Source organism: Rhodococcus sp. NPDC004095, from assembly GCF_053604015.1.
Window position 1 is genome coordinate 19394 of sequence record NZ_JBSGGS010000019.1, and the last position, 24447, is coordinate 43840.

Sequence of the window (24447 nt, forward strand, 5' to 3'; positions counted from 1 at the left end):
CTGGGTGAACGAAAGTGACACGGGAGTCCCGGCGAACGCGGGGCTGAGAGGGGGCTCGCGAGCCCCGACCGTCAGACCTGACCCGGATCATGCCGGCGCAGGGAGTGAGGTGGAGTGGTGAACGGAACCGTCGCGGTGGTCGGTGGCGGCGTGATCGGACTGTCGATCGCGTGGCGCGCGGCTCGGTCCGGGTGGGCGGTGACCCTGCACGACCCGGCCGTCGGGTCGGGGGCGTCGTGGGTGGCGGGCGGCATGCTCGCCCCGCTGTCCGAGGGCTGGCCCGGCGAGGACGAGGTGCTCGCCGCCGGGGCCGCGTCCCTGGACCGGTGGCCGGGGTTCGGGTCCCAACTCGAACGGGCGACGGGCGAGACGCTGTTCACCTCGCAGAGTTCGATGACCGTCGCGCTGGACGCCGCCGACGCGACGGACCTGCGCACCGTCGCCGAGTGGCTCGACGGGCGCGGCTACCGGCTGGACCTGTTGACCCGCGCGCAGATCCGGGAAGCGGAACCGTCCCTCGCCCCGACGATTCGGCTGGCGCTGCTCGCCGCCGCGGAGTTCGCCGTCGACAACCGCGCGCTGGTGCGGGCGCTGCGGTCCGCGTGTACCGCCGCCGGGGTGACATTCGTGGCCGAGGCCGTCGCGGACGTGGACGCGCTGCCCGCCGATCAGGTGGTACTCGCCGCAGGCACGGCCGCGGCGCGGCTGTGGCCGGGGCTGCCGGTGCGGCCGGTCAAGGGGGAGGTGTTGCGGCTGCGGTATCGGCCCGGCGTGGCGCCTGCGCCGAGCCGGACGATCCGCGCCAGCGTTCACGGCAGGCCGGTGTACCTGGTACCCCGCGGCGACGGACTGGTCGTCGGCGCAACCCAGCACGAGTCCGGTGACGACACCGCCGTGACCGTGGCCGGGGTCCGGGACCTGATCGCCGACGCGCAGGCCCTGATGCCCAGCATCGGCGAGTACGAACTGCACGAGACGGCCGCGGGTCTGCGCCCGATGAGTCCCGACAACCTGCCGATCCTGGGCCGGGTCACCGACCGGGTGGTGCTCGCCGCCGGGCACGGCCGCAACGGCATCCTGCTGACCCCGCTGTCCGCGGACGCGGTGGTCGCCGAACTGAACGGCACGCCGCTGCCGGAGGCGACGTCCTGCCGCCCGGAACGCTTCGGCACACTGGTTTCGACGCACGAATGAGGAATCGATGACAGACATGGTGAACATCGGGATCACCGTCAACGGCGAGGACCACCAGCTGTCCGAACCGACGACGGTGGCGCAGCTTCTCGCCCGTCTCGGCCTGCCCGAGAAGGGCATCGCGGTCGCGGTGGACGGTGCCGTCGTCCCGCGCGCCACGTGGGACCGCGTGGTCGAAAAGGGTTGGGAGATCGAGATCCTCACGGCGGTGCAGGGTGGGTGAGCAGCTGACGATCGCCGGTCGCACCTTCGGGTCCCGGCTGATCATGGGGACCGGCGGTGCGGCGAACCTGACGGTGCTCGAGGAGGCGCTCGTCGCGTCCGGTACCGAACTGACCACCGTCGCCATGCGCCGGGTCGATGCCGCCGGTGGCACCGGCGTGCTCGACCTGTTGCGCCGGTTGGACATCGCGCCGCTGCCGAACACCGCGGGTTGTCGTGGTGCGGCGGAGGCGGTGCTGACCGCGCAGCTGGCCCGGGAGGCTCTGGAAACCGACTGGGTCAAGCTCGAGGTGATCGCCGACGACCGTACCCTGCTGCCCGATGCCATCGAACTGGTCAGTGCCGCAGAGCAACTCGTAGACGACGGCTTCACGGTGCTGCCGTACACGACCGACGACCCGGTGCTGGCGAAGCGGCTCGAGGACGTCGGTTGTGCGGCGGTGATGCCGCTGGGCGCACCGATCGGCACCGGGCTGGGCATCTGCAACCCGCAGAACATCGAGATGATCGTCGAGGCGGCGGGGGTGCCGGTGATCCTCGACGCCGGCATCGGCACCGCCAGCGACGCGACCCGTGCGATGGAACTCGGCTGCGACGCAGTGCTGCTGGCGACCGCGGTCACCCGTGCCAAGGATCCTGCCCTGATGGCGTCCGCGATGGCGTCGGCCGTCACCGCCGGGTACCAGGCGCGGCGGGCCGGCCGGATCCCGAAGCGGTTCTGGGCGCAGGCGTCGTCACCCGAACTATAGGATTTTCGTCCGCCGCGCGGCCTGCCGGACGGGTCGCGCGGCGGTAGTCTCGACAACGTGAACGAGCAGCAATCCGGTCACGCACATCCTGACGGGCAACGAGCCGACGGGAACTTCGAGCTGGCCGCACCCGAAACCATCGACGTCACCCCGGAGATCGACGAGATCGGCGAGCTGCTGCGCAAGTCCGGTCGCGCCCGGCCCGAAGAGGGCCCCGACGCGCCGTGGCGGCACGGCTACCCGTACGACAAGAAGATGACGCGGCGGCAGTACGAGTTCCGCAAACGTGCCCTGCAGATCGAGATGCTCAAGCTGCAGGCATGGGTCAAGGAGAACGACGAGAAGATCGTCATCATCTTCGAGGGCCGGGACGCGGCGGGCAAGGGTGGCGCGATCAAACGGTTCACCGAACACCTCAACCCCCGTGGTGCCCGCGTGATGGCGCTCGAGAAGCCCACCGAACGCGAGCGGACCCAGTGGTACTTCCAGCGGTACGTGGCGCACCTGCCCGCCGGCGGCGAGATCGTCCTGATGGACCGGTCCTGGTACAACCGGGCCGGCGTGGAACGGGTCATGGGCTACTGCACGCCCACCGAGTACCTCGAATTCACCCGATCGGCACCGGAATTCGAACGCATGCTGGTGCAATCGGGCATTCGTCTGGTCAAGTTCTGGTTCTCGGTCGGGCGGGAGGAACAGCACGCGCGGTTCGTGGCCCGGAGCACCGACCCGGTCAAGCAGTGGAAGCTCTCGCCGACCGACCTGGCGAGCCTCGACAAGTGGGACGCCTACACCGAGGCCAAGGAGAACATGCTGTTCTACACCGACACTCCGCACGCGCCGTGGACGATCGTCAAGTCCAACGACAAGAAGCGGGCGCGGCTCGAGGCGATGCGCTGGGTGCTGTCGAAGTTCGACTACGCAGGCAAGGACCCGCGGGTCGTCGGGACCCCGGATCCGTTGATCATCGGTCCGCCGCAGACGGTGTACGACGAGGGCGAGATGCCTGCCGACCGGTTCCCGACCATCCCCGATCCGGTGAGCGGGAACGGTCAGGTCCGACCCTGACACCGGCGACGGGCGCCGTGTCGCGACGACGTCGCGGCCCCGGCGCGGAACCGGCGTGTCATCCCTGAGGACGACACGACGCACGACCTGTGGAGGATGTGCGCGCCGGGTTTTTCCGGAATGCTGGCGGGCATGATTGAAGTGAGGGGATTGACGAAGACATTCGGGGACGTGAGGGCGGTCGACGACCTGACCTTCACCGTGCGTCCCGGAATCGTCACCGGCTTCCTGGGCCCGAACGGCGCAGGAAAGTCGACAACCATGCGGATGATCCTCGGTCTGGATCGGCCCACCGCCGGTGTCGCGCTGATCGACGGTAAGCCGTACCACGACCTGAAGCAGCCGCTGCGCACCGTCGGTGCCCTGCTGGACGCCAAGTGGGTGCACCCCAACAGGTCCGCGAAAGCGCACCTGCAGTGGATGGCCGCATCCAACGGGATCCCGGGCTCGCGCGTCGACGAGGTGCTGCGGCTGGTCGGCCTGACCGAGGTCGCGGGCAAGAAGGCCGGCGGGTTCTCGCTCGGCATGGCGCAGCGGCTCGGGCTGGCGGGTGCGCTGCTCGGTGACCCGAAGGTGCTGCTCTTCGACGAGCCGGTCAACGGTCTCGACCCGGAGGGCATCGTCTGGATCCGCAAGTTCATGCAGCAGCTGGCCGCGGAGGGGCGCACCGTCCTCGTGTCCAGCCATCTGCTGTCCGAGATGGCGCTGACCGCGGAACATCTCGTCGTGATCGGTCGCGGCCGACTCGTCTCCGACTCGCCGGTCCACGAGTTCGTCGACCGGTCCTCCGAGTCGTCGGTGCGGGTGCGCAGCCCGCAGCTCGACGCACTGAAGTCCGCGCTGGTCGCACAGGGTCTGGCCGTGCAGTCGGACGGCGTCGGGGAGAACGGGGCCGCGGTGCTGATCGTTCGTGGCGCCACCACCGACACGGTCGGGCAGATCGCCGGTGGGCAGGGCATCGTCCTGCACGAGCTGTCCGCGCAGCGCGGCTCGCTCGAGGACGCGTTCATGAAGATGACCGGCGACGACGTGCAGTACCAGGCCGACGTGATGGGAGGGGCGCTCTGATGGGTGTCGTGGCAGCGGAACGCATCAAGCTCACCTCGACGAAGTCGCCGTTGTGGTGCACCGTCGCGATCATCGCGCTCGGGCTCGGCCTGGCCGCGGTGATCGGCCTGACCGCGAAGGTGAGCCTGACCGCGTACAACGACCAGCTCGCGAACGGCGAGAATCCGGGCATGGACCCGTTCCTGCCCACGCTGGCCGACGCGGTCGGCGGCGTGACCGGATTCGGCGTGCTCGTCCTGATGATCCTGGCGGCGCTGGCGGTGACCAGCGAGTACCGGTTCGGGATCATCCGGACCACCTTCCAGGCGGTGCCGAAGCGCGACACCGTGCTGATCACCAAGGCCGGGCTGATCGGGATCTTCGGTGCCGTGCTGACGTTCGTGCTGACCTTCGGCGCCTACGCGATCGCCAAGACCACCGCGGGCAGCGAGGCCGGTGCCCTCCTGAAGCTCTCCGGATCCGACGCCTGGCGTGCGATCTACGGCGTGCCGATCTACGCGCTGTTGTGCGTCGTGCTCGCCGTCGCGGTCGGGTCGCTGGTGCGGCAGTCGGCCGGCGCGATCACCCTGCTGCTGTTGTGGCCGCTGCTGATCGAGTCGCTGTTCGGCCTGTTCGGCAAGGTGGGCCGGGAGATCCAGCCGTTCCTGCCATTCGCGAATGCCAACCACTTCCTCGGCTCCGATCAGGGCATCGACTGGCACTGGGGTCCGTGGGGCAGCCTGGTGTACTTCACCGTGGTCGTCGCGGTCGTGTTCGGGGCGGCCCTGTTCGTCGTCAACCGCCGCGACGCGTAGGCACTTCGTGCCGGTGAGTCCTCTTGGCCCGCACACGGGCCAAAAGGACTCAGCGGCGCATGTGTGTGACCGGTGGTTACACTTCGTCGATGACCGAGCAACCCGAGGACGGTGACGGCCGCGGCCGCGTCGCGTCGGCCCTGGCCTGGGCGTTGGCGGTCGACAGGGCGCCCGCCGCGGTGGACGCAGTCCGCCGGGTGCGCCGGGCGCTGCCCGGCGATCCGGGGTTCGGGGACCCGCTCTCCACCGCCGGACCGGGCGGGGCGCGGGCCGTCGCCCGGGTCGCCGACCGACTCCTCGACGACCACCCCGGGGTCTCCCGGGAGGTCGGCCTCGGCGCGCTGCAGGTGTGGCAGGCGCTGCTCGAACGCACCGGCCGCGGCCGCGGCACCCGCGCGATGACGCTCGTGTTCACCGATCTGGTCGGCTACTCGGACTTCGCGCTCGCCGCCGGCGACGAGGCGACGGTCGAGCTGCTCCGCGCGGTCGCGCGGGCGATCGAACCACCGGTCGCCGACCACGGCGGCCACGTCGTCAAACGGATGGGCGACGGCATGATGGCCGTCTTCGCCCGACCGGATGGCGCGCTCGAGGCGGTGTTCGAGGCCCGCGCCGCACTCGCGACGGTCGAGTGTCACGGCCACCGGCCCCGGATGCGGGTGGGCGTGCACACGGGCATGCCCAGGCAGGTCGGTGCCGACTGGCTCGGCGTGGACGTCAACGTCGCCGCGCGAGTGATGCAGGCGGGGGCCGACGGCAAGGTGATGGCGTCGGCGGCCACCGTCGACGCCCTGGGGTCCGACCGCCTCGACGAGCTGGGATTGCGGGTCCGTCCCTACCGCCGCGGACTGTTCGCCAGCGCCCCGCGCGGAGTGCCGAACGACCTCCAGATGTACACCGTTCGGCCGCTGTGACGCGACCATTGCCTCCAGTGCCCACGGCGCCGACACTGGAGGCATGGTTGATCGGGAACAACGCACACCCTTTTACGGACTCGTCCTGATCCTCGCCGCGATGGCGGGTGCGTTCGCCGTGAACTACTACGGCTACGGGGCCTACTGGTTCCGTATCGCCGTGTATCTCGTGGCGGCGGCCGTGGTCGCGGTCGGGTTCGTGATGACGTTCAGGGACTACTCGCGCTGACCTTCCTCCGCGCCCACGTGCAGGCGCCAGAGCGGCGAGACGGGCCCGTGTCCCGCGCCGAGGTCGTAGGACGCCGCGAGGCAGCGGGTCACCCATTGCTTCCCGAACTCGACGGCCTCGGGCATCGTGCGGCCGTGCGCCAGCGCGCACGCCACCGCGGCGGCGAGGGTGTCACCGCCGCCGTGATCGTTGCCGGTGTCGATCCGCGGGCTGGTGAACTCGTGGAAGCGCTCACCGTCGAACAGCAGGTCGGTCGATTCGGTCGACGTGCGCAGGTGCCCACCCTTGACGAGGGCCCACTGCGCCCCCAATCCGTGGAGCGCCTCGGCGGCGCGACGGGCGGTCGCGTCGTCGACGACGTCGACACCGGTGATCAGCCGCACCTCGTCGAGGTTCGGCGTGACCAGCGACGCGATCGGGATCAACGTGTGCCGCACCGCGTCGAGGGCCTCCGCGTGCAGCAGTGGGTCGCCGTGCATGGACGCGCACACCGGGTCCACCACCAGCGGGACCGGTTGCCCCTTGCCGATGCCCACCTCGGTGCACACCTGCGCGACGGACTCGATGATCGCGGTGGACGCGAGCATGCCGGTCTTCGCGGCGCTCACCCCGATGTCGCCGACCACGCTGCGCACCTGGTCGGCGACGATCTGCGGCGGAATCTCGTGAAAACCACTGACCCCAACGGAGTTCTGCACCGTCACCGCCGCGACGGCGACGCATGCGTGCACACCGAGCATCGCCATCGTGCGGGAGTCGGCCTGGATTCCCGCACCGCCGCCGGAATCGGTCCCGGCGATGGTGAGGGCGCGGACGGGCGTCTGCCCGTCGGGGGTCAGTGGCAGCAGGTTCACAACGAAAAGCCTATCGATCGGCCGAGACGACGGGCAGGTACACCTGCCCGCCGGAACGGGTGAACTCGTCGGACATCTCCGCCATGCCTGCCTCGATCGCGGTCGCGTCGGTCAGGCCGTGCTCCTCGGCGTAGGCCCGGACATCGGCGGAGATCCGCATGGAGCAGAACTTCGGGCCGCACATCGAACAGAAGTGCGCGGTCTTCGCCGGTTCCGCGGGCAGCGTCTCGTCGTGGTACTCGCGGGCGGTGTCCGGGTCGAGGGAGAGCGCGAACTGGTCGTGCCAGCGGAACTCGAAACGGGCCGTGGACAGTGCGTCGTCACGCTCCTGGGCACGCGGATGACCCTTGGCCAGGTCCGCGGCGTGCGCGGCGATCTTGTAGGTGACGACACCGACCTTCACATCGTCGCGATTCGGCAGTCCCAGATGCTCCTTCGGGGTCACGTAGCAGAGCATCGCGGTCCCGGCCTGGGCGATCATCGCCGCGCCGATCGCCGACGTGATGTGGTCGTAGGCGGGCGCGATGTCGGTGGCAAGGGGGCCGAGGGTGTAGAACGGCGCCTCCTCGCACCACTCCTCTTCCAGTCGCACGTTCTCGACGATCTTGTGCATCGGCACGTGCCCGGGACCCTCGATCATCACCTGCACGCCATGGGATTTCGCGACCTTCGTCAGTTCGCCGAGGGTCCGCAGCTCGGCGAACTGGGCCTCGTCGTTGGCGTCGGCGATCGAGCCGGGACGCAGTCCGTCGCCGAGCGAGAAGGTGACGTCGTAGCGGGCGAGGATCTCGCAGAGTTCCTCGAAGTGCGTGTACAGGAACGACTCCCGGTGGTGTGCCAGGCACCAGGCCGCCATGATCGACCCGCCACGCGAGACGATGCCGGTGACCCGCTTCGCCGCCAGCGGTACGTACCGCAGCAGCACCCCGGCGTGCACCGTCATGTAGTCCACACCCTGCTCACACTGCTCGATCACGGTGTCGCGGTACAGCTCCCACGTCAGCTTCGTCGGGTCGCCGCCGACCTTCTCGAGTGCCTGGTAGATCGGGACCGTGCCGACCGGGACGGGGGAGTTGCGCAGGATCCACTCCCGCGTCTCGTGGATGTTGCGGCCGGTGGACAGGTCCATGATGGTGTCGGCGCCCCAGCGGGTCGCCCACACCATCTTCTCCACCTCCTCGGCGATCGAGGAGGTCACCGCCGAGTTCCCGATGTTCGCGTTGATCTTCACCGCGAACCGCTTGCCGATCACCATGGGTTCGAGTTCCGGGTGGCGCCGGTTGGCGGGGATCACCGCCCGCCCCGCCGCGACCTCCTCGCGCACCAGCTCCGGGGAAACCCCTTCGCGGGCAGCGCAATAGCGCATCTCGTCGGTGATCACCCCGGCTCGGGCCCAGCCGAGTTGGGTGGTGGCGCCCTCCGGGCGTGGCCAGGACGCGCGTACCGGCGGCAGGCCGGCGTCGAGGTCGATCCGTGCGGACTCGTCGGTGTACGGGCCGGAGGTGTCGTACAGGTCGAGGTGGTCGCCGGTGGTCAGCTGTACGCGCCGGACCGGAATCGACAGCCCGTCGACCTCGAGGTACCGCTTGCTGCTGCCCGCGATCGGACCGGTCGTGACGGCAGTCGTGGCGACGGCGCCGTCGAAGGTTGAGGTGTCCCTCATCGAAATCTCCCTACGCCGGCATTACCCGGTCAGGTTCATACGGTCGACGGCCCTGTCCGCTCGTGGAGAGCTAGCCGTCCTCTCAGCCCGCTGGTGCGAGCCCCCGTGGGTTTGTTGAGTTGTCGCCGCCGACGATAGCCGGGCGCCTCCCGCGGGTGCGGGCCGGGGAGGCGCACCTGTCCGGTTGGCGAGTTTTCTGCGCGTTCCCTGTCGCGCAAACCGGCACCGACCTATAGTGGCGTGGATCACATTTTCGTTACGGGTGGGCAAGGAGACAAGGCCGATGTTCGCGGACACACCGACCGCCGAGGTGATGAACAATGCAGCTCAGAACCGCTTCGAGCTGTGGCTCAACGGCGACCTCGTCGGCATCCTGGGGTATTACGACCTGGAGTCGAACGGCGGAGCGGTGAGCGCCAAACGGCGGGCGGGAGCGCCGGTGGTGTCCTTCCTGCACACCGTCATCGTCGAGGACTTCGGGCACCGCGGCCTGGCCGCCGTGATGGTCCGACGTGCCCTCGACGCGGCGCGGGGGTACGGCTGGAAGATCCGCCCGGTGTGCACCTACCTGCAGCGATTCGTCGTGGCGAACCCCGAGTACCGGGACATGCTGGTGCCGGTGTGATCGCCCGGCGGCGATTCGGCCACGATTCGACGAAGGATGAGCGACAACTTGTCTGTCGGGCCCGCGCCGGGCGGCGAATCGACCCGAATGCTGATTGCATGACGCCATGTTCAAGCGACACCCGGACCAGGCAGCGGCGGTGACGACGCCCGTCGCTGCGCCCGCCGACCCCGCCCTGGCCGAGGTCGAGCACAATCCCGCACACGCGCGCTTCGACCTCTGGGTCGACGGCGATCTGATCGGCATTCTCGGCTACCGCCGGCTCGACGACCGGGACGGCGCTCCCGAGGACGGCGCCGCCGTCGCGCTCATGCACACCGTCGTCAAGGAGGAGTACGGCGGCCGCGGTTGGGCGGCCGTGCTCGTGCGCGAGGTCCTCGAGGAGGCCCGGGTCCGGGGGTGGCGACTGCACCCCGTCTGCACCTACGTGCAGCGTTACCTCGGCACCCACACCGAGTACCTGGGGCTGCTCGACGACGCCGGCTGATCGGCACATCGGTCCAGCTCGCGGCGGTCCCTGGCCCCTGTCTCGCAATAGAATCGAGGGGAGAGGGAGGACGTGTTCCCTCTCCATCTCGAGGAGGTGTGGGCATCATGTCGACAGCGAACCTGCCCATTGAGAAGCACCCGGACATCGCCGCGCTACGTGACAAGTACGACCAGGCCGCGGGCGACCCGCTCGCGCAGACGAACGAGGGTCTGCTCATGCTGGCCGGCCTCTACATGGCCGCGTCGCCGTGGGTCATCGGATTCAGTGGCACAACCACGCTGATGATGAGCAACCTGATCGCCGGACTCGCGACGGCCGTGTTCGCGTTTGGACTCGCGTCGGCCTTCGGCCGCCTTCACGGAGTCACATTCACACTGCCCGTCCTCGGCGTGTGGATGATCATCTCGCCGTGGGTGGTCACCGGAGTGTCGACGACGACCGGGATGATCTGGTCGAACGTGGTCTGTGGTGCCGTGGTCCTGGTGCTGGGACTCGGCCTGATGGGTATCGGATTCATGCGCACCAGAAGGTGAGGAACCGCAGCAACCCCGTCGGCGGCCCGGGTTGTCGAGCAGCCGGGGACGGTCTTGACCGTCCCCGGCCGGCTTCGTTGACCCGAACGGCTTCGTTGACCCGAATTCCGCGCTAGTCGAGTTCGATGACGACGGGCGCGTGATCGCTGGCGCCCTTGCCCTTTCTCTCCTCGCGGTCGATCGAGGCGCCGGTGACGCGGGCGGCCAACGCGGGGGAGGCGTACTGGAAGTCGATCCGCATGCCCTGCCGCTTCGGGAACCGCAACTGCGTGTAGTCCCAGTAGGTGTACACACCCGGGCCGGGGGTGTGCGGACGGGTCACCTCGGCGAACCCGACCTCCTCGAACGCGGCGAACGCGTCCCGTTCCGGCTGCGACGTGTGGGTCTTGCCCTCGAACAGCGCCGGATCCCACACGTCCTCGTCGGTCGGGGCGACGTTCCAGTCCCCGACCAGGGCGACCTGCGCGTTCGGGTCCTCGGCCAACCACTTCGCGGCGTCGTCCCGCAGTGTCGCGAGCCAGTCCAGCTTGTAGGTGTAGTGCGGGTCCGACAGCTCGCGGCCGTTCGGCACGTACAGGCTCCACACCCGGACCCCGCCGCAGGTCGCGCCGATCGCGCGGGCCTCGACGACCGGGGTCACGACGTCGAGTGTGTCGGGCGCCTGCTTGGCGAACCCGGGCTGCCCCTCGAACCCGACCTGCACGTCCTCGAGCCCGACGCGGGAGACGATCGCCACCCCGTTCCACTGGCTCAGGCCGACGTGCGCGACCTCGTAGCCGAGTTCGGTGAACCGCTCGGTCGGGAACTGGTCGTCCCGGCACTTGGTCTCCTGCATGGCGAGCACGTCGGTGTCGGTGCGGGTCAGCCAGTCCACGATCCGGTCCGTCCGGGCTCGCACCGAGTTCACATTCCACGTCGCCAATCGCATGCCCGCAGCGTAGTGCCGCCCACCGACATCGCGACCGTGCGGGTGGAAGGGAATCTCCACCCGCACGGCGGCTCAGCGCTCGGGTGCGGTGGCGTAGCGGTAGCGGTGGTGGTCGATCAGCCCGAGGGTGCGGTACAGCTCGATCGCAGGCGCGTTGTCGGCCTCGACCTGAACGTAGGCGTGGGTGGCGCCACGGCCGCGGCCCCACCGGATCATCTCCGCGCAGATCAGCATGCCGAGTCCGCGGCGGCGGTGCGCCGGGGCGACCTCGACGGCCGCAAGCCCCACCCAGCGCCGCCCGTCGGGGGCCTCGGTGATCGCGGCGCGGGCGATTGCGAGCAGTTCGGTCTCCGGGCTGCCGAGCGCACCGAACCCGAGCTCGCCGTCCCGGACCGACGCCAGCACTGCCGGCGCCGATTCCGGCAGGGGCGCGCCGCGGTAGTGGTACAGAGGAAGCCACCCGGGCCCCGGTTCCGGGGAGACCGTCACCAGTGACTCGCCTTCCGGCAGCGTCAGGTTCGTGATGTCGGCGGCCATCACCTGTACCTCCGCTGACAGCGTCCAGCCCTCCGGCGCCGCGCCGAGCCGGTGGGGCAGCAGCAGCGTCAGCGGCTGCCCGCGGTCGGCGTACCAGGCCCGCAGCCGGTCCAGGGTGTCGCCCGAATGCAGGTCACCGATCCGGTGCGCCCGCCCCAGCGGCGCCGCGGCGTTGGCACGGCGGGTGAACCCCCCGCCGCTGCGGGCCAACCAGCCGTCGATCCACGACTGTTCGGTTCCCGGCCAGCCGTCCGCGGCCGCCAGTTCGAGCGCCCGGATCTCCCGCGTCGTGACCCGGCGCGGCCCGATCGCCTTGAGCGCCACCACCTGGTCCGCGGACACCTGAACCACCCGGCCGTCCTCGGCGCGCACCACCACGGCCGGCGTCAGGGCGACGAGTTCCCCGATGATGTCGGTCAACGGTTGGGGATAGCCCGGCGGCAGTTTGTACCGCAGGACGACCCGGCTGCCGAGTCGCGGCGCGGTGGGCAATTGCACGGTCGCCGCGGACGCGCCCTCGTCCGCGGGGGTGAGGCCACCGGTCGGCTCGGGTGTGGGGCCACCGGTCGGCTCGGGTGTGGGGCCACCGGTCGGCTCGGGGCTTGCGCCGCCGGTCGGCTCGGTGTCGGGTCCGGCACTCGGTTCGGGTGTGGGGCCACCGGTCGGTTCGGGGGTGGGACCACCACTCGGTTCGGGGGTGGTTGCGTCGCGTTCGGTCGCCTCGCGGCGGCGATGTCTACCGGTGCCCGCGGGGGCGTCAGTCATCGTGTCCGAACGGGTCCTCGACCGTGCCGGGGGTCCAGGTCAGCCCCGGCACGCCCCAGCCGGACCGCTTGATGATCTTCTTCGCGGCGCGTGCGTGCCGCCCGATCAGCACGTCGGTGTAGAGGAAGCCGTCGAGGTGCCCGACCTCGTGCTGCAGCATCCGGGCGAAGAATCCGGTGCCCTCGATCTCGACGGGTTCACCGTTCACGTCGACGCCGGTCACCTTCGCCCAGTCGGCGCGGCCGGTCGGGAACTGCTCGCCCGGCACCGACAGGCAGCCCTCGTCGTCGTCCTCCGGGTCCGGCATCGTCTCGGGGATCTCCGAGGTCTCGAGGACGGGGTTGATCACCTCGCCGCGACGGCGCGCACCCTTGGGGTCGGCGTCGTAGTCGGGGCAGTCGTAGACGAACAGGCGCAGCGGGACGCCAACCTGGTTGGCGGCCAGGCCGACGCCGTTGGCCTCGTCCATCGTGTCGTACATGTCGGCCACGAGTTCGGCGATCTCGGACAGCGGCTGGGTCACCGGCTTGGTCGGCTGGTGGAGTACCGGGTCGCCCACGATCACGATCGGAAGAATTGCCATGCGGGAAAGAATAATGGTGGCGATCGGCCCGGCCGTTTCCCGGTTGCCCCGATGCCGGGGCGTGTTGTCGGGTCGTGGGATCCGCGAGCGACGCGCCGTCGGCGCGAAGCCCTGGGTGAGCGCGGCGACCGTGGTTGAATGGACGCGCAGAAGTACAGGGTTGTAATTCGTCGTCCGGTGAAATGGACCCGATCGGGCGGCCGGGGAGCTTCACGCTTCGCCGAAGTATGGGGCGAGAGCTCGAAGTTGAGGAGTGAGATGGACGGCGCAGTCGCGCGTAGCCGGAATTCGCAGCCCACCGACGACCGGGACGCCAACGAGGTCGGCGCGGACGGACTCACCCGTCGCGATCACGACATCCTGTCCTTCGAGCGCCAGTGGTGGAAGTACGCCGGCGCAAAGGAAGACGCCATCAAGGAACTGTTCGACATGTCCGCGACGCGCTATTACCAGGTCCTCAACGCGCTGGTCGACCGCCCGGAGGCGCTCGCCGCGGATCCGATGTTGGTCAAGCGCCTGCGCCGGTTGCGTGCCAGCCGGCAGAAGGCCCGCGCCGCCCGCCGTCTCGGTTTCGACGTCACCTAGATGCCGCCGACCATGTCCGGACCCGTAAGGTCGAGACCGTGAGCACCCCGCAGCCGGCACCGTCGGGACCCCCACTACGCGCGCTCGCGATGGTTCTCATCGCACTGGCGATCGCCTTCGCGGGCATCGGTGCGATGACCCTGTCCAACTCGGGTTCGGACCCGCAGTCAGCCGATGTCGTGCCCAGCGTCGCGCCGGTCAAGGCGGCCCCGAACAGCCCCGCCGCGTCGGCTCGCCCGACGACCCCGGCGCCGGTCACCAGCGCCGCAGCGGTCGTGGCCTCGGCCGGCGCGCCGACCGCAGCATCGACCTTCGATCGGTCCGCGGTCCAGGTTCGGGTCTTCAACAACAGCACCGTCAGCGGGCTGGCCGCCGAGACCGCCGGGACCCTCGAGTCGGACGGCTGGACGGTGTCCGAGACCGGCAACTACAGCAGTGGCAACGTTGCGAAGACGACGGCCTTCTACAGCGCGAACTCCGCGACCGAGAAGCAGGCCGCGCAGCAGATCGCCGCGGAACTCGGGATCACCGCCGAGCAGCGTTTCGCCGGCATCGCGACCGCATCGCCGGGCGTGATCGTGATCGTCACCTCGCCATAGGCGACCCCCGCTGCCGTTCAACTATGCGGCGTCGTAGACCACCGGTCGGTCGGTTCCACCGGCTGGCTATGATCAGTGCACTTCCAGCCCATCTCGAAGGAGCGGTTTGATGGCCTTGCTTACCCGACGCGATTCGCAGACGACCCGGTCGGGCCGCGTGTCCCTGCGCGTCGTCGCCCCGATGGTTGCGATCGCAGCCGCGGGCCTCACCGCGTGCAGCCCGCCCAACCAGGTCGCGAGCGACGTCCCGGGCACCACCCCGGCGGTGTGGACCGGTGTGGCGGCCCCCGAGGGTGGTCAGGGTGCCGAGGGCCACGGCGCCGAGCATGCCGATCGTCTCAACACCGTGCTCAAGGGCGCGGACGGCAAGGCCGCCGGCACGGTGACCTTCGTCGGCTCCGGCGACAACGTCGTCGTGACCGTCGCCGCGAACGGCCTCCAGCCGGGCTTCCACGGCCTGCACATCCACACGGTCGGTACCTGTGAGGGCGACTTCGCGTCCGCCGGCGGACATCTCCAGGTCGAGGGGCACAGCGGCCACCCGTCGAGCGGTGACCTGCCGTCGCTGTTCGTTCGCGAGGACGGCAACGGGAACCTGACCACCACCACCGATGCGTTCACGATCGAGGACCTGCAGAACCACGGTGAGGGCCGCGCGATCGTCGTGCACTCCGGTGCCGACAACTTCGCCAACATCCCCACCCGGTACGCGCCGGCACCCGACCAGACCACCCTCGACACCGGTGACGCCGGCTCCCGCGTCGCCTGCGGTGTGATCAAGTAACACCACCGCCGAGTCGATCGGGGGCTCCGCCCCGAACACCCGCGACGCCGCGGCCGGATGACCTCGACCACAGGTCGGTTCCCGGTCGCGGCGTTGTCGTCTGCACTGTGGTTGGATTCGGGCTGTGGCAGTCCATTTCGCCGGTTCGCCCCGGCCCACGATCGGCGTCGAATGGGAGGTCGCACTGGTCGACCCGATCACGCGCGACCTGACCAACAGCGCCGCGCAGGTACTGTCCGCCGCCGACGAGCTGGCGGACGGGGCCACGCCGCGGCTGCACAAGGAGTTCCTGCGCAACACCGTGGAACTGGTCACCGGGATCTGTGACACCACCGCCGAGGCGATGGACGATCTGCGGGAGACGATGACGCTGCTGCGCCGGGCCACCGCCCGGGAGAACGTCGAGCTGATGTGCGCGGGCACACACCCCTTCGCGCAGTGGTCTGCGCAGCAGGTGACCCCCAACCCGCACTACGACGAGATGATCGAACGCACCCAGTGGTGGGGTCGTCAGATGCTGATCTGGGGTGTGCACGTGCACGTCGGGGTGTCCTCGGCGCACAAGGTGTTCCCGATCATCAACGCCCTGCTGGTCAAGTACCCGCATCTGCTGGCGCTGTCCGCGTCGTCGCCGATGTGGGCGGGCGTCGACACCGGGTACGCCAGCAACCGGGCGCTGATGTTCCAGCAGCTGCCGACCGCCGGGCTCCCGTTCCAGTTCGAGACGTGGGCGCAGTTCGAGGGCTTCGTGCACGACCAGATGAAGACCGGGGTGATCGAGCGGCTCGGGGCGCTGCACTGGGACATCCGGCCCGCGCCGCAGTGGGGCACCATCGAGGTCCGGGTCTGCGACGGCGTGTCCACGCGAGCGGAGCTGGAGTCGCTCGTCGCGTTGATCCACTGCCTGGTCGTGCACTTCGACCGGCAACTCGACGCCGGTGTGGAACTGCCGGGCATGCCGCCCTGGCACGTGCAGGAGAACAAGTGGCGGGCCGCCCGCTACGGCCTCGACGCCGAGATCATCCTCGACGCCGACAGCAACGAACGCCTCGTCACCGACGACCTCGACGACCTGCTCGAGCAGCTGGCCCCGCTCGCCGCGGAACTCGGGTGTGCGGACGAACTGTCCCGGGTCGCCGACATCCCGCGGCACGGCGCGTCCTATCAGCGGCAGCGTGCGGTCGCGGCCGCGCACGGTGGTGACCTGACCGCGGTCGTCGACTCGCTGGTTCACGAACTGGACCGTTAAGGCGCTGTTCACGCGCGGTTTACTATGTACGGGTGCTGATCGACGACTCACCCGTTTCCACGCCCTGGCGACGGCCGGGTGGAGCGAGAGTCGTCGCGGTCGGAGCGACGGTCGCGGTGGTCGCCGCGATGCTGATCCTCCAGGTGATCGCCGCCCGCTCCGGTTTCGAGGGGCCGCTGCAGTCCCTGGCCCGTGACTTCGTCGGCACCCCCAAGTCGATGTCCGTGCCGTGGGCCGGGCTGGCGTTGGGGCTCGTCGGGCTGACCAACCGGCAGCGGATCGTCGCGGTCGCCGCCGCGATCGGCATCGACCTGGTGGCTCTCGCCGTCCGACTGCTCGACGGCGGCCCCGTCGCGGTCGGGAACGGACCGACCTGGGTGCTCCTCGGCATCGCCGTCGTCGCGGCCGCGCGCTGGACCGGGGACCGTCGGGGCAGCGCGTTGCTCGGTGCCGGGCTCGGGGCATTGCTGATCGTCGCAACCAAGATCGGCGACGTCTGGTTGCAGATCACGGTGATGGCGCGGCCCGCGGTCCTCGACGAGTACGTCGAACTCGCCGACCGCGCCTTCGGCAGCCCGTCGTGGGTGCTCGGGCAGGTGGTCGATGCCCTCGGGCCGGTCGGCTACGGAGTCCTGCACTGGGTGTACATCGAGTTGCCCGTCGCGGCGATCGTCGTCGCGCTGTACCAGCTGCGGAACGGTTGGCCGGCGCACCACCTGGTCCGCACGTTCCTGGCGATCGGCCTGATCGGGCCGCTGTTCTACCTGATGTTTCCCGTCGTCGGACCGGATTTCGCGTTCGGTACCGCGGGGCAGGGCGCGCAGCTGGGTGACTACTGGCCCACGGTGATCCCGACCGGCACCGATCCGGCGTCGTTCGTTTTCGACAGTCCCGCACCCCGCAACTGCATGCCCAGCCTGCACACCGCGTGGGCGCTCGCGATCTTCGTGCACTCGCGGCGCGGGCCACGGTGGCTGCGCTGGGGTGGCACCTTCTGGCTGGTGTGCACGCTGATGGCTACCCTCGGCTTCGGCTACCACTACGGCGTCGACCTGGTCGCCGGTGCCGTGCTGTGCCTGACCATCGAGGCGGCCCTGCGCGACCCCGAACGCGGGTGGGACCGGTTCCGGATCCGGCTGGTGGTCGGCGGCGCCGTCGCGTTCGCCGCGCTGCTCGCGAGCTACCGGTACCTGGCCGCGCCGATCGCCGCCGTGCCGGTCGTGTCGGTGCCGGTGATCCTCGGCGTCCTTGCCGCCGTCGTCGTCGGCTTCTACTCCACCTTCTTCGCCGCACCCGAGTCGGCGCTGGGCAGGTGGGGCGGGCGGAGTGCCGGGCAGTTCGTGACGGTCTGAGGGCACCGTCGCCGGTCAGCCGTCGAACCGGACCGTCCCGCCGTCGAGGTCGACGCGGACCCCGGTGTCGTCCCCCGTCGCAGCGTCGTGGCGGAGCGACTTCTGCGTCCGCTGCTCGTCGACGACGTGCCGGTGCGACGGTGACAGCACCGACTGGATCTCGCCGAAGGCACCGGTGATCGCGCCCCCGTCGACCTCCGGCTTGCGTTTGCGCCAGTAGATCCAGCCGCGGCGCTCGGCCCAGAGCGCGACCCGGTCGAGGAACACCGCCCCGGCCACCAGCACGAGCACCCACACGACTGCGGTCACGGCGACCAGGTTACCGGCGGATCATCGGCGTGGCGGCTGCTCGCCGTCCAGTTCGCCGACGATGCCGAGACCGTCCTTGCCGCGCTGCTCCCGGTAGGCGACGCGGCCGACGGTGTGCGCGATGACGGGTGCGGTGAGCAGGGTGAACAGGCCGACGAGCACCAGCATCCAGATGTCGACGTTGCCGCGCAGCCGGATCACCGCACCGGCGAGCACCAGCACCAGGCCGATGACCTGCGGCTTGGTGGCGGCATGCATGCGGGAGAGGGTGTCGGGGAAGCGGACGATGCCGATCGCGGCGGTCATCGCGAGGAGCGCCCCGAGCAGGAGGAGGACGGCGGCGAGGGCGTCGAGTGCGGTCTTCACTGGTCGTCACGCACCCGGAACCGGGCCACCGAGACCGAGCCGACGAAACCGACGAGCGACAGCGCGACGATCGCGGGCACCAGCGTGGTGTCCATGCTGAACGCCGCCCACACCGCGAGGCCGCAGATCGCGACCGCGACCAGGGTGTCCATCGCGACGAGACGGTCGAGGGTCCCCGGACCCGCGAGCAGTCGGTAGGAGGTCATCACCGCGGCGACCGACAGCATCACCCCGGCGATCACGAGGACGGTCGTCACGGAATCTCCTTTCGGGCGGACGGGTCGTGGAGGGGATCGTCGACGTGCCACGGGGACGGTTTCCACTCCGCGTCGCGTTCGAACGACGCGATGAACAGCCGCTCGAGCTGGCGGACGGTCCGGTAGAAGTGCTTGACGGCCTTGTCGGTCCCGACGTCGAGGACGTGCACGTACACGGTGCGTTTGACCTGGTCGATTTCGAGCACCATGGTGCCGGGGATCAGGTTGAGCACGTCGATGCACAGGGTGAGCACGAGATCCGACTTGATCGACAGCCGCACCCGAAGCACGCCCGTCACGGGCGGTGGGCCGGGCCGGACGGCCAGCCACGCGACCTGGACGCTGGACTGCGCCGCGTACCAGATGCTGAGCCCGATGAGTTTCACGATGGACCACACGTGGATGCGTCCCTCGACTGGGACCCGCGGCAGCGGCAGCAGCACCGTGATCAGGACGGCGACGATCAGTCCGCCGACGACGTTCGCCACGGACAGGTTGCCCCACAGCAGGATCCACACCAGCACCAGCCAGGCCAGCGAACCGGCCCGCAACGCCAGCTCCCGGGTCATCGGTCACCTCCGGACGCCGTCGCCTGCTCGTGGTAGCCGGGACCGAGGACCGCGTCGATGTAGATGGAACGGTCCTGCAGGTCGGTGGCCGCGCGGTCGGTGACGGCGATGATCTGGCCGGCGAACACCGTCAGTGCGATGCCGACCCCGACCAGCGCGACCGTCGGCAGCAGCATCAGCGCCGGCATCCGGCCGACGTCCTCGCGGTCGACGAACGCGATGTCCTCCTCGGACTCGTCGATCAGGGCGGACGGGCTGACGTCCGCGAGGTCGCCCTCGGGGGCGTCGGCGCGGGCCCGCCAGAACGCCTTCGTCCACACCCGGGCGATGACGTACAGGGTCAGCAGGCTGGTGATCGTGCCGCCCGCGACCAGGATCCAGGACAGCACGCTCGGGTGCGCGGCACCGGCTTGCAGCAGCGCGATCTTGCCGATGAACCCGGAGAACGGCGGGATGCCGCCGAGGTTGAGCGCCGGGATCAGGAACACGATCGCGAGCACCGGGCTGGCGGCGGCGAGGCCGCCGAGGCGGCGCAGCGACGACGAGCCGGCCTGGCGTTCGATGAGGCCGACGACGAGGAACAGTGTGGTTTGCACGACGATGTGGTGCGCCACGTAGTAGATCGCCCCGGACAGGCCCTGCTCGGTGGACAGCGCGATGCCGAACACCATGTAGCCGATGTGGCTGACCAGGGTGAAGGACAACAGTCGTTTGATGTCCGACTGGGCGATGGCGCCGAGGATGCCGACGATCATCGTCAGCAGGCCGCACACCAGGAGCACGTCGTCGAGTTCGCCCTGCGGAAACAGCAGTGTGTGGGCGCGGATGATCGCGTACACGCCGACCTTGGTGAGCAGGCCCGCGAACACCGCGGTGACCGGCGCGGGCGCGGTGGGGTAGGAGTCCGGCAGCCACGTCGACAGCGGGAAGACCGCCGCCTTGATGCCGAACGCGACGAGCAGGACCCCGAAGATCGCCATCCGGGTGCCCTCGGGGATGTCGTCGAGCCGGACCGCCATCTGCGCCATGTTCAGAGTGCCGGTCGCGCCGTAGGCGAGGGCGATGCCGATCAGGAAGATCAGCGACGACACCATCGACACCATCACGTACGAGACACCGGCGCGGACCCGGTCGGCGCTGGCCCCGAGGGTCAGCAGGACGAACGATGCCGCCAGCAGCACTTCGAACCCGACGTACAGGTTGAACAGGTCTCCGGCGAGGAACGCGTTGGAGATGCCCGCGGACAGGGCCAGGTAGGTCGGTAGGAAGATCGACACCGGTTGGCGTTCGGTGCCGTCGTGGATGCCCTGCCCGACGGCGAACGCCATGACCGCGAGCAGCACGGTGTAGGAGACGACCAGCATGATCGCCGACAGCCGGTCCACGACGAGGGTGATGCCGATCGGTGAGTCCCAGCCGCCGACCTGCAGCGTGGAGATGCCGTCCCGGTCCGCCAGATAGAGCAGCACGAGGGAGATGCCGAGCCCGACGACGAGAGCCGTCATGGTGACGGTGCGCTGGAACCGGGGCCGCCTGCCGCCGACGAGCGTGACCGCCGCGGCGAGCATCGGTACCAGCACGGGCAACGGCGTCAGGTACTGGACGAGGTTGTCCGGCCACGTCATGCGCCGTCACCGCCCGGGGTCCGCACCGACTCGCGGGGGTCGTCGTCGCCGTTGGGGTCGAACTCGTCGAAGTCGCCTTCGCGCAGGTCCTCGTACACCTCGAGGTCCTCGAGGTTCTTGAGCTGTTCGAGTGGGATGGGGTTGCCCTTGTCGTCGAAGGCGTCGCCGCTGAACGTGGAGTCGCCGGTGATCGGGTCGTCGGAGCGGTCGTGGTCGGGGGCCTCCGCGGGACTGCGGCGGGTCTTGACCTTGGTGTCCTCGGGGTCGTCCTCGACGGCGTCCTTGGTGTTGATCTTGTAGGACCGGTAGGCGAGCGCCATCACGAACGCGGCGATGCCCATGGTGATGACGATCGCGGTCAGGATCATCGCCTGCGCGAGGGGATCGGCCATGGTGTCGTACACGTCGTTGGTGCGGCCGACGATCGGGGCGCTGCCGGGCGGGCCGCCGACCGAGAGGATGAGCAGGTTGACGCCGTTGCCGAACAGCATCAGCCCCAGCAGCATCTTCGTGATCGACCGCTCGAGGAGCAGGTAGACACCGCAGGCGACGAGGACGCCGATGACGATGAGGAATCCGAGGTTAACGCTCATCGGACCGGTACCTCCTCGCCGGAACGGACCGGCAGGTTCTCGACCTCGGCGTCCAGGCGGGCGCCGAGGCTGCGCAGCACGTCGAGGACGAGGCCGACGACGATCAGGTACACGCCGAGGTCGAAGAACATCGCGGTGACGAGCTTGATGTGCCCGAGCAGCGGCAGGGTGACCTCGATCGTCGCCGACGACAGCGCGGGTGCGCCGAGGAACAGCGAGGCCAGTGCGGTGCCCGCGGAGAAGATCAGTCCGAGGCCGAGGATCTTGCCCGCGTCGATGGGGACGGCCTCTCCGAGCTCGTACCGACCACCGGCGAGGTAGCGCAGCACCAGGGCCAGACCGGCGGTCAGCCCGCCGGCGAACCCGCCACCGGGTGCGTTGTGGCCGGAGAAGAAGAAGTACACCGACAGCACCATCATGGTCGGGAAGATCATCCGGGTGGTGACCTCGAGGATCAGCGACCGGTGCCTCGGGTCGATCAGGTCGCCGCCGAGGAGCCACGTGGTCTCCGGCGTCGGCGCGAAGGACGGTGCGTCCGCGATGCGGGGTGCGGTGCCGAATCGGCGGGTGCGGAACACCAGCGAGGCGACACCGGTCGCGGCGACCAGCAGCACCGAGATCTCGCCGAGGGTGTCCCACGCACGGATGTCGACGAGGAGGACGTTGACGACGTTCTTGCCGTTGCCGACGTGGTACGCGAGGTCCGGCATGTGCACCGAGATGGGTTCGGTGGAGCGGGCGTTCATCGCGAACGCGCCGAGCGCGGTGACCGTCGCGCCGACCGCGACGCCGAGCAGCGCCCGCGCGGGCTTGAAGCCGACGGACTGGCGTTCGTCGATCTCGGCGGGCAGTTTGCGCAGCACCAGCACGAAGATCACCAGGGTCAGGGTCTCGACGAGGAACTGCGTCAACGCGAGGTCGGGGGCGCCGTCGAGGGCGAAGATGACGCCGCAGCCGTAGCCGGTGACACCGACGAGAATCACCGCGGCGAGCCGGTTGCGCATCACCGTCGTGGCGAGCGCGGCGGCGATCATGATCAGGCCGACGGCGAACTGGATCGGCGATTCCCACAGCCGCATCCGCGTCACGGTGTCGGTGCCGAGGACCAGCAGGATCGTCGGCAACAGCACCAGCGTGACCAGGATCGTCGCCTGCGTCAGCGGCAGCGAACCGCGCTGGGTGACACCGGTCAGCCGCATGGACGCGGTGTCCATGCCCCGCAGCGTCGCGTCGTAGATCCGTTCGGCGTTGCCGAGCAGCGAGTGCTCGAACCGCAGCCTGCTGATCTTGCGGTGCATCAGGTACAGCGCGACACCGCCTGCGACCACCAGCACCGTCAACCACAGTGCGAGACCGAGCCCGTGCCACAGCGCGAGGTGGTAGTCGTGGTCGCCGCCGGGCAGGCTGCGCGCGTAGGCGCTGAGCAGGCTGTCCATCACCGGGGAGATCAGGCCGGTGACCAGGCCGGCAGCGGCCAGCAGGGTGGGCACCGTCAGGAACAGTGGTCCGGCCGGGTGCATGTTGGCGACCGCCGGGCTGGGCCGCTTGAGCTGCTTGCGGCCGAACGCACCCCAGATGAAGCGGATGCTGTACGCGACGGTGAGGATCGAGCCGGCGACGATGCCGGCCAGCTCGAGGGTGCGGACGGTCGGGTCGAGCACCGACGCGGTCGCGATCGCCTCGAGTGCGCCTTCCTTGCCGACGAACCCGAAGAACGGGGGTAGTCCGGCCATGCTCGCGGCCGCCGCGATCGCGACGACACAGAGCACCGGCGCGGCCTTGCCGAGGTGCGCGAGCTTGCGGATGTCGCGGGTGCCGGTGGTGTGGTCGATGATGCCGACCACCATGAACAGCGCGGCCTTGAACATCGCGTGCGCGACGACCAGCGCGATGCCGGCGAGGGCGGCGTCGCGGGTACCGGTGCCGACGAGGATGGTCAGGAAGCCGAGCTGGCTGACGGTGCCGAACGCGAGGATCAGCTTGAGGTCGAATGCGCGCATCGCGCGCCAGCCGCCGAGCAGCATGGTGCCGAGCCCGAGGGTCATGACGGTGACCCGCCATGGCCCGGAGTCGGCGAATCCGGGTGCCAGTCGTGCGATCAGGTAGATGCCGGCCTTGACCATCGCGGCGGCGTGCAGGTACGCGCTGACCGGGGTGGGGGCGGCCATCGCGCCCGGCAACCAGAAGTGCATCGGGATGATCGCGGACTTCGACAGCGCACCGGCCAGCACCAGCACCACCGCGACCCCGGCGAGCCAGCCGCCGGGCGGGTTCGCCACCAGCACCGACAGTTGGTAGCTGCCGCCGACCTGGCCGAGGATGATGAAGCCGACCAGCATCGCCAGTCCGCCCGCGGTGGTCACCAGCAGTGCCTGGGTGGCGGCGCGGCGGCTCGACGCGCGTTCGGCGTAGTGCCCGACCAGCAGGAACGACAGGATCGTCGTCAGTTCCCAGAAGGTGTAGAGAATGAGCATGTTGTCGCTGGTGACCAGCCCGAACATGGCACCGGCGAAGGCGACCATCTCGGCCGCGAAGATGCCCAGCCGCGGCTCGTCGCTCTCGAAGTAGCGGGAGCAGTAGATCAACACCAAGGCGCCGATACCGAGGATCAGCGCGGACATGATCGCGGCGAGGGAGTCGAACCGCATGTCGATGTCCATCGACAGCCCCGGCGCCCAGGTGATGTGCAAGGACTGTTCGGTGTTCCAGTTCGCGATCACCCACACCAGCGACGCGGCGGGCACCAGGGACAGTGGGAGAAATGCGTTGCGCCCCATTGTTCGCACGACAGCAGGCGCCAGGACGGCAGCGATTGCGTGGGCGAACAATATAGCGAGCAAGGGCACTCCGTCGGTGTCGTGTGCGGGTGGCGGCGGGGTGTCGATACGCCCGGGAGTATCCGGACGTCCGATGTCCAGTTTAGGGGACGCGAACTTTTTGCAT

The 24447-nt window shown here is 69.6% G+C and carries 28 protein-coding genes and 2 riboswitches; of the genes, 16 read left to right on the forward strand and 12 right to left on the reverse strand.

Going from position 1 to position 24447, the window contains the following annotated elements:
- The first annotated feature begins 9 nt into the window (after positions 1-9).
- Positions 10-121, forward strand: a riboswitch (TPP riboswitch).
- The 8 genes from thiO to ACWEPG_RS25765 all read left to right on the forward strand — a co-directional run bounded on the left by thiO (position 118) and on the right by ACWEPG_RS25765 (position 6238).
- Entirely contained in the window at positions 118-1194 is a 1077-nt protein-coding gene (gene thiO, locus ACWEPG_RS25730) for a glycine oxidase ThiO (RefSeq protein ID WP_452595673.1), read from the forward strand. It overlaps the preceding riboswitch by 4 nt.
- Positions 1195-1201: 7 nt before the next feature.
- Positions 1202-1417, forward strand: a complete 216-nt coding sequence (gene thiS / locus ACWEPG_RS25735; protein WP_450116840.1) for a sulfur carrier protein ThiS — start codon at positions 1202-1204, stop codon at positions 1415-1417.
- Positions 1410-2165, forward strand: coding sequence for a thiazole synthase (gene thiG / locus ACWEPG_RS25740; protein WP_452595674.1), 756 nt, complete (start codon positions 1410-1412; stop codon positions 2163-2165). The genes thiS and thiG overlap by 8 nt, the downstream gene beginning before the upstream one ends.
- Before the next feature lie 120 nt (positions 2166-2285).
- Positions 2286-3233: a polyphosphate kinase 2 gene (gene ppk2 / locus ACWEPG_RS25745; protein WP_450116855.1), complete on the forward strand. Its 948-nt coding sequence runs from the start codon at positions 2286-2288 to the stop codon at positions 3231-3233.
- A gap of 132 nt (positions 3234-3365) precedes the next feature.
- The gene (locus ACWEPG_RS25750) at positions 3366-4301 is read left to right on the forward strand and encodes an ABC transporter ATP-binding protein (RefSeq protein ID WP_450116842.1); all 936 of its coding nucleotides are present in this window, start codon (positions 3366-3368) and stop codon (positions 4299-4301) included.
- The gene (locus tag ACWEPG_RS25755; RefSeq protein ID WP_452595675.1) at positions 4301-5095 is read left to right on the forward strand and encodes an ABC transporter permease; all 795 of its coding nucleotides are present in this window, start codon (positions 4301-4303) and stop codon (positions 5093-5095) included. Before ACWEPG_RS25750 ends, ACWEPG_RS25755 begins: the two co-directional genes overlap by 1 nt.
- An 89-nt stretch (positions 5096-5184) precedes the next feature.
- On the forward strand, positions 5185-6009 hold the full coding sequence (locus ACWEPG_RS25760; RefSeq protein WP_452595676.1) for an adenylate/guanylate cyclase domain-containing protein: 825 nt from the start codon (positions 5185-5187) through the stop codon (positions 6007-6009).
- Between the two features lie 43 nt (positions 6010-6052).
- A complete protein-coding gene (locus tag ACWEPG_RS25765) occupies positions 6053-6238 on the forward strand; it encodes a hypothetical protein (protein WP_450116845.1) in 186 nt (61 codons plus the stop codon).
- Here ACWEPG_RS25765 and thiD read toward each other — a convergent pair.
- The gene (thiD, locus tag ACWEPG_RS25770) at positions 6226-7092 is read right to left on the reverse strand and encodes a bifunctional hydroxymethylpyrimidine kinase/phosphomethylpyrimidine kinase (RefSeq protein WP_450116846.1); all 867 of its coding nucleotides are present in this window, start codon (positions 7090-7092) and stop codon (positions 6226-6228) included. The two genes, ACWEPG_RS25765 and thiD, sit on opposite strands and share 13 nt — an antisense overlap.
- Before the next feature lie 10 nt (positions 7093-7102).
- The gene (gene thiC, locus ACWEPG_RS25775) at positions 7103-8755 is read right to left on the reverse strand and encodes a phosphomethylpyrimidine synthase ThiC (RefSeq protein ID WP_452595677.1); all 1653 of its coding nucleotides are present in this window, start codon (positions 8753-8755) and stop codon (positions 7103-7105) included.
- Positions 8746-8872, reverse strand: a riboswitch (TPP riboswitch). (Overlaps the previous gene by 10 nt.)
- A 166-nt stretch (positions 8873-9038) precedes the next feature.
- On the opposite strand from thiC, the gene ACWEPG_RS25780 reads away from it, so the two are divergent.
- The 3 genes from ACWEPG_RS25780 to ACWEPG_RS25790 all read left to right on the forward strand — a co-directional run bounded on the left by ACWEPG_RS25780 (position 9039) and on the right by ACWEPG_RS25790 (position 10403).
- On the forward strand, positions 9039-9380 hold the full coding sequence (locus ACWEPG_RS25780; RefSeq protein WP_450116848.1) for a GNAT family N-acetyltransferase: 342 nt from the start codon (positions 9039-9041) through the stop codon (positions 9378-9380).
- 106 nt (positions 9381-9486) lie between these two features.
- A complete protein-coding gene (locus tag ACWEPG_RS25785) occupies positions 9487-9867 on the forward strand; it encodes a GNAT family N-acetyltransferase (protein ID WP_450116849.1) in 381 nt (126 codons plus the stop codon).
- A gap of 107 nt (positions 9868-9974) precedes the next feature.
- Positions 9975-10403 (forward strand): SPW repeat protein, encoded by a 429-nt coding sequence (locus ACWEPG_RS25790; protein WP_452595678.1) that lies wholly within the window; start codon positions 9975-9977, stop codon positions 10401-10403.
- Positions 10404-10515: 112 nt separating this feature from the next.
- On the opposite strand, the gene ACWEPG_RS25795 is transcribed toward ACWEPG_RS25790, so the two are convergent.
- The 3 genes from ACWEPG_RS25795 to ACWEPG_RS25805 all read right to left on the reverse strand — a co-directional run bounded on the left by ACWEPG_RS25795 (position 10516) and on the right by ACWEPG_RS25805 (position 13216).
- Positions 10516-11331, reverse strand: coding sequence for an exodeoxyribonuclease III (locus tag ACWEPG_RS25795; protein WP_450116851.1), 816 nt, complete (start codon positions 11329-11331; stop codon positions 10516-10518).
- 72 nt (positions 11332-11403) lie between these two features.
- Positions 11404-12360, reverse strand: a complete 957-nt coding sequence (locus ACWEPG_RS25800) for an N-acetylglutamate synthase, CG3035 family (RefSeq protein ID WP_450136022.1) — start codon at positions 12358-12360, stop codon at positions 11404-11406.
- A 265-nt stretch (positions 12361-12625) separates the two neighbouring features.
- Complete coding sequence (locus ACWEPG_RS25805; protein ID WP_450116852.1) at positions 12626-13216, reverse strand: peptide deformylase; 591 nt, start codon at positions 13214-13216, stop codon at positions 12626-12628.
- Positions 13217-13474: 258 nt separating this feature from the next.
- Between ACWEPG_RS25805 and ACWEPG_RS25810 the strand changes: the two genes are divergently transcribed.
- The 5 genes from ACWEPG_RS25810 to ACWEPG_RS25830 all read left to right on the forward strand — a co-directional run bounded on the left by ACWEPG_RS25810 (position 13475) and on the right by ACWEPG_RS25830 (position 17785).
- Positions 13475-13801, forward strand: coding sequence for a DUF3263 domain-containing protein (locus ACWEPG_RS25810; protein WP_450116853.1), 327 nt, complete (start codon positions 13475-13477; stop codon positions 13799-13801).
- Between the two features lie 38 nt (positions 13802-13839).
- Positions 13840-14400 (forward strand): LytR C-terminal domain-containing protein, encoded by a 561-nt coding sequence (locus ACWEPG_RS25815; RefSeq protein WP_450135722.1) that lies wholly within the window; start codon positions 13840-13842, stop codon positions 14398-14400.
- Between the two features lie 109 nt (positions 14401-14509).
- Positions 14510-15184: a superoxide dismutase[Cu-Zn] gene (gene sodC, locus ACWEPG_RS25820; RefSeq protein ID WP_450117086.1), complete on the forward strand. Its 675-nt coding sequence runs from the start codon at positions 14510-14512 to the stop codon at positions 15182-15184.
- A 124-nt stretch (positions 15185-15308) separates the two neighbouring features.
- A complete protein-coding gene (locus tag ACWEPG_RS25825; RefSeq protein ID WP_452595679.1) occupies positions 15309-16433 on the forward strand; it encodes a glutamate--cysteine ligase in 1125 nt (374 codons plus the stop codon).
- 32 nt (positions 16434-16465) lie between these two features.
- Positions 16466-17785, forward strand: a complete 1320-nt coding sequence (locus ACWEPG_RS25830) for a DUF5933 domain-containing protein (RefSeq protein ID WP_452595680.1) — start codon at positions 16466-16468, stop codon at positions 17783-17785.
- 15 nt (positions 17786-17800) lie between these two features.
- On the opposite strand, the gene ACWEPG_RS25835 is transcribed toward ACWEPG_RS25830, so the two are convergent.
- From ACWEPG_RS25835 to ACWEPG_RS25865, 7 genes are read right to left on the reverse strand one after another with little or no spacing between them, the layout of a single operon-like run.
- Positions 17801-18094 (reverse strand): DUF6191 domain-containing protein, encoded by a 294-nt coding sequence (locus tag ACWEPG_RS25835; RefSeq protein ID WP_450117089.1) that lies wholly within the window; start codon positions 18092-18094, stop codon positions 17801-17803.
- 21 nt (positions 18095-18115) lie between these two features.
- Positions 18116-18460 carry a monovalent cation/H(+) antiporter subunit G gene (gene mnhG / locus ACWEPG_RS25840; protein ID WP_450117090.1) on the reverse strand — a complete coding sequence of 115 codons (345 nt, stop codon included), beginning with the start codon at positions 18458-18460 and terminating at the stop codon, positions 18116-18118.
- The gene (locus tag ACWEPG_RS25845) at positions 18457-18717 is read right to left on the reverse strand and encodes a monovalent cation/H+ antiporter complex subunit F (RefSeq protein ID WP_450117091.1); all 261 of its coding nucleotides are present in this window, start codon (positions 18715-18717) and stop codon (positions 18457-18459) included. The genes mnhG and ACWEPG_RS25845 overlap by 4 nt, the downstream gene beginning before the upstream one ends.
- Complete coding sequence (locus tag ACWEPG_RS25850) at positions 18714-19286, reverse strand: Na+/H+ antiporter subunit E (RefSeq protein WP_450117092.1); 573 nt, start codon at positions 19284-19286, stop codon at positions 18714-18716. Before ACWEPG_RS25850 ends, ACWEPG_RS25845 begins: the two co-directional genes overlap by 4 nt.
- On the reverse strand, positions 19283-20911 hold the full coding sequence (locus ACWEPG_RS25855; RefSeq protein WP_452595681.1) for a Na+/H+ antiporter subunit D: 1629 nt from the start codon (positions 20909-20911) through the stop codon (positions 19283-19285). The genes ACWEPG_RS25850 and ACWEPG_RS25855 overlap by 4 nt, the downstream gene beginning before the upstream one ends.
- Complete coding sequence (locus ACWEPG_RS25860) at positions 20908-21504, reverse strand: Na(+)/H(+) antiporter subunit C (RefSeq protein WP_450117094.1); 597 nt, start codon at positions 21502-21504, stop codon at positions 20908-20910. Before ACWEPG_RS25860 ends, ACWEPG_RS25855 begins: the two co-directional genes overlap by 4 nt.
- Positions 21501-24344 carry a Na+/H+ antiporter subunit A gene (locus ACWEPG_RS25865; RefSeq protein ID WP_452595682.1) on the reverse strand — a complete coding sequence of 948 codons (2844 nt, stop codon included), beginning with the start codon at positions 24342-24344 and terminating at the stop codon, positions 21501-21503. Before ACWEPG_RS25865 ends, ACWEPG_RS25860 begins: the two co-directional genes overlap by 4 nt.
- Between the last annotated feature and the right edge of the window lie 103 nt (positions 24345-24447).

What these genes read in the sequence shown, in the direction of transcription:
- thiS (WP_450116840.1), top strand. Translation starts at nt 1,202, where the DNA reads ATGACAGACATGGTGAACATCGGGATCACCGTCAACGGCGAGGACCAC.
- ACWEPG_RS25750 (WP_450116842.1), top strand. Translation starts at nt 3,366, where the DNA reads ATGATTGAAGTGAGGGGATTGACGAAGACATTCGGGGACGTGAGGGCG.
- ACWEPG_RS25755 (WP_452595675.1), top strand. Translation starts at nt 4,301, where the DNA reads ATGGGTGTCGTGGCAGCGGAACGCATCAAGCTCACCTCGACGAAGTCG.
- ACWEPG_RS25760 (WP_452595676.1), top strand. Translation starts at nt 5,185, where the DNA reads ATGACCGAGCAACCCGAGGACGGTGACGGCCGCGGCCGCGTCGCGTCG.
- ACWEPG_RS25765 (WP_450116845.1), top strand. Translation starts at nt 6,053, where the DNA reads ATGGTTGATCGGGAACAACGCACACCCTTTTACGGACTCGTCCTGATC.
- thiC (WP_452595677.1), bottom strand. Translation starts at nt 8,755, where the DNA reads ATGAGGGACACCTCAACCTTCGACGGCGCCGTCGCCACGACTGCCGTC.
- ACWEPG_RS25780 (WP_450116848.1), top strand. Translation starts at nt 9,039, where the DNA reads ATGTTCGCGGACACACCGACCGCCGAGGTGATGAACAATGCAGCTCAG.
- ACWEPG_RS25785 (WP_450116849.1), top strand. Translation starts at nt 9,487, where the DNA reads ATGTTCAAGCGACACCCGGACCAGGCAGCGGCGGTGACGACGCCCGTC.
- ACWEPG_RS25790 (WP_452595678.1), top strand. Translation starts at nt 9,975, where the DNA reads ATGTCGACAGCGAACCTGCCCATTGAGAAGCACCCGGACATCGCCGCG.
- ACWEPG_RS25795 (WP_450116851.1), bottom strand. Translation starts at nt 11,331, where the DNA reads ATGCGATTGGCGACGTGGAATGTGAACTCGGTGCGAGCCCGGACGGAC.
- ACWEPG_RS25805 (WP_450116852.1), bottom strand. Translation starts at nt 13,216, where the DNA reads ATGGCAATTCTTCCGATCGTGATCGTGGGCGACCCGGTACTCCACCAG.
- ACWEPG_RS25810 (WP_450116853.1), top strand. Translation starts at nt 13,475, where the DNA reads ATGGACGGCGCAGTCGCGCGTAGCCGGAATTCGCAGCCCACCGACGAC.
- sodC (WP_450117086.1), top strand. Translation starts at nt 14,510, where the DNA reads ATGGCCTTGCTTACCCGACGCGATTCGCAGACGACCCGGTCGGGCCGC.
- ACWEPG_RS25850 (WP_450117092.1), bottom strand. Translation starts at nt 19,286, where the DNA reads ATGACCCGGGAGCTGGCGTTGCGGGCCGGTTCGCTGGCCTGGCTGGTG.
- ACWEPG_RS25855 (WP_452595681.1), bottom strand. Translation starts at nt 20,911, where the DNA reads ATGACGTGGCCGGACAACCTCGTCCAGTACCTGACGCCGTTGCCCGTG.
- ACWEPG_RS25860 (WP_450117094.1), bottom strand. Translation starts at nt 21,504, where the DNA reads ATGAGCGTTAACCTCGGATTCCTCATCGTCATCGGCGTCCTCGTCGCC.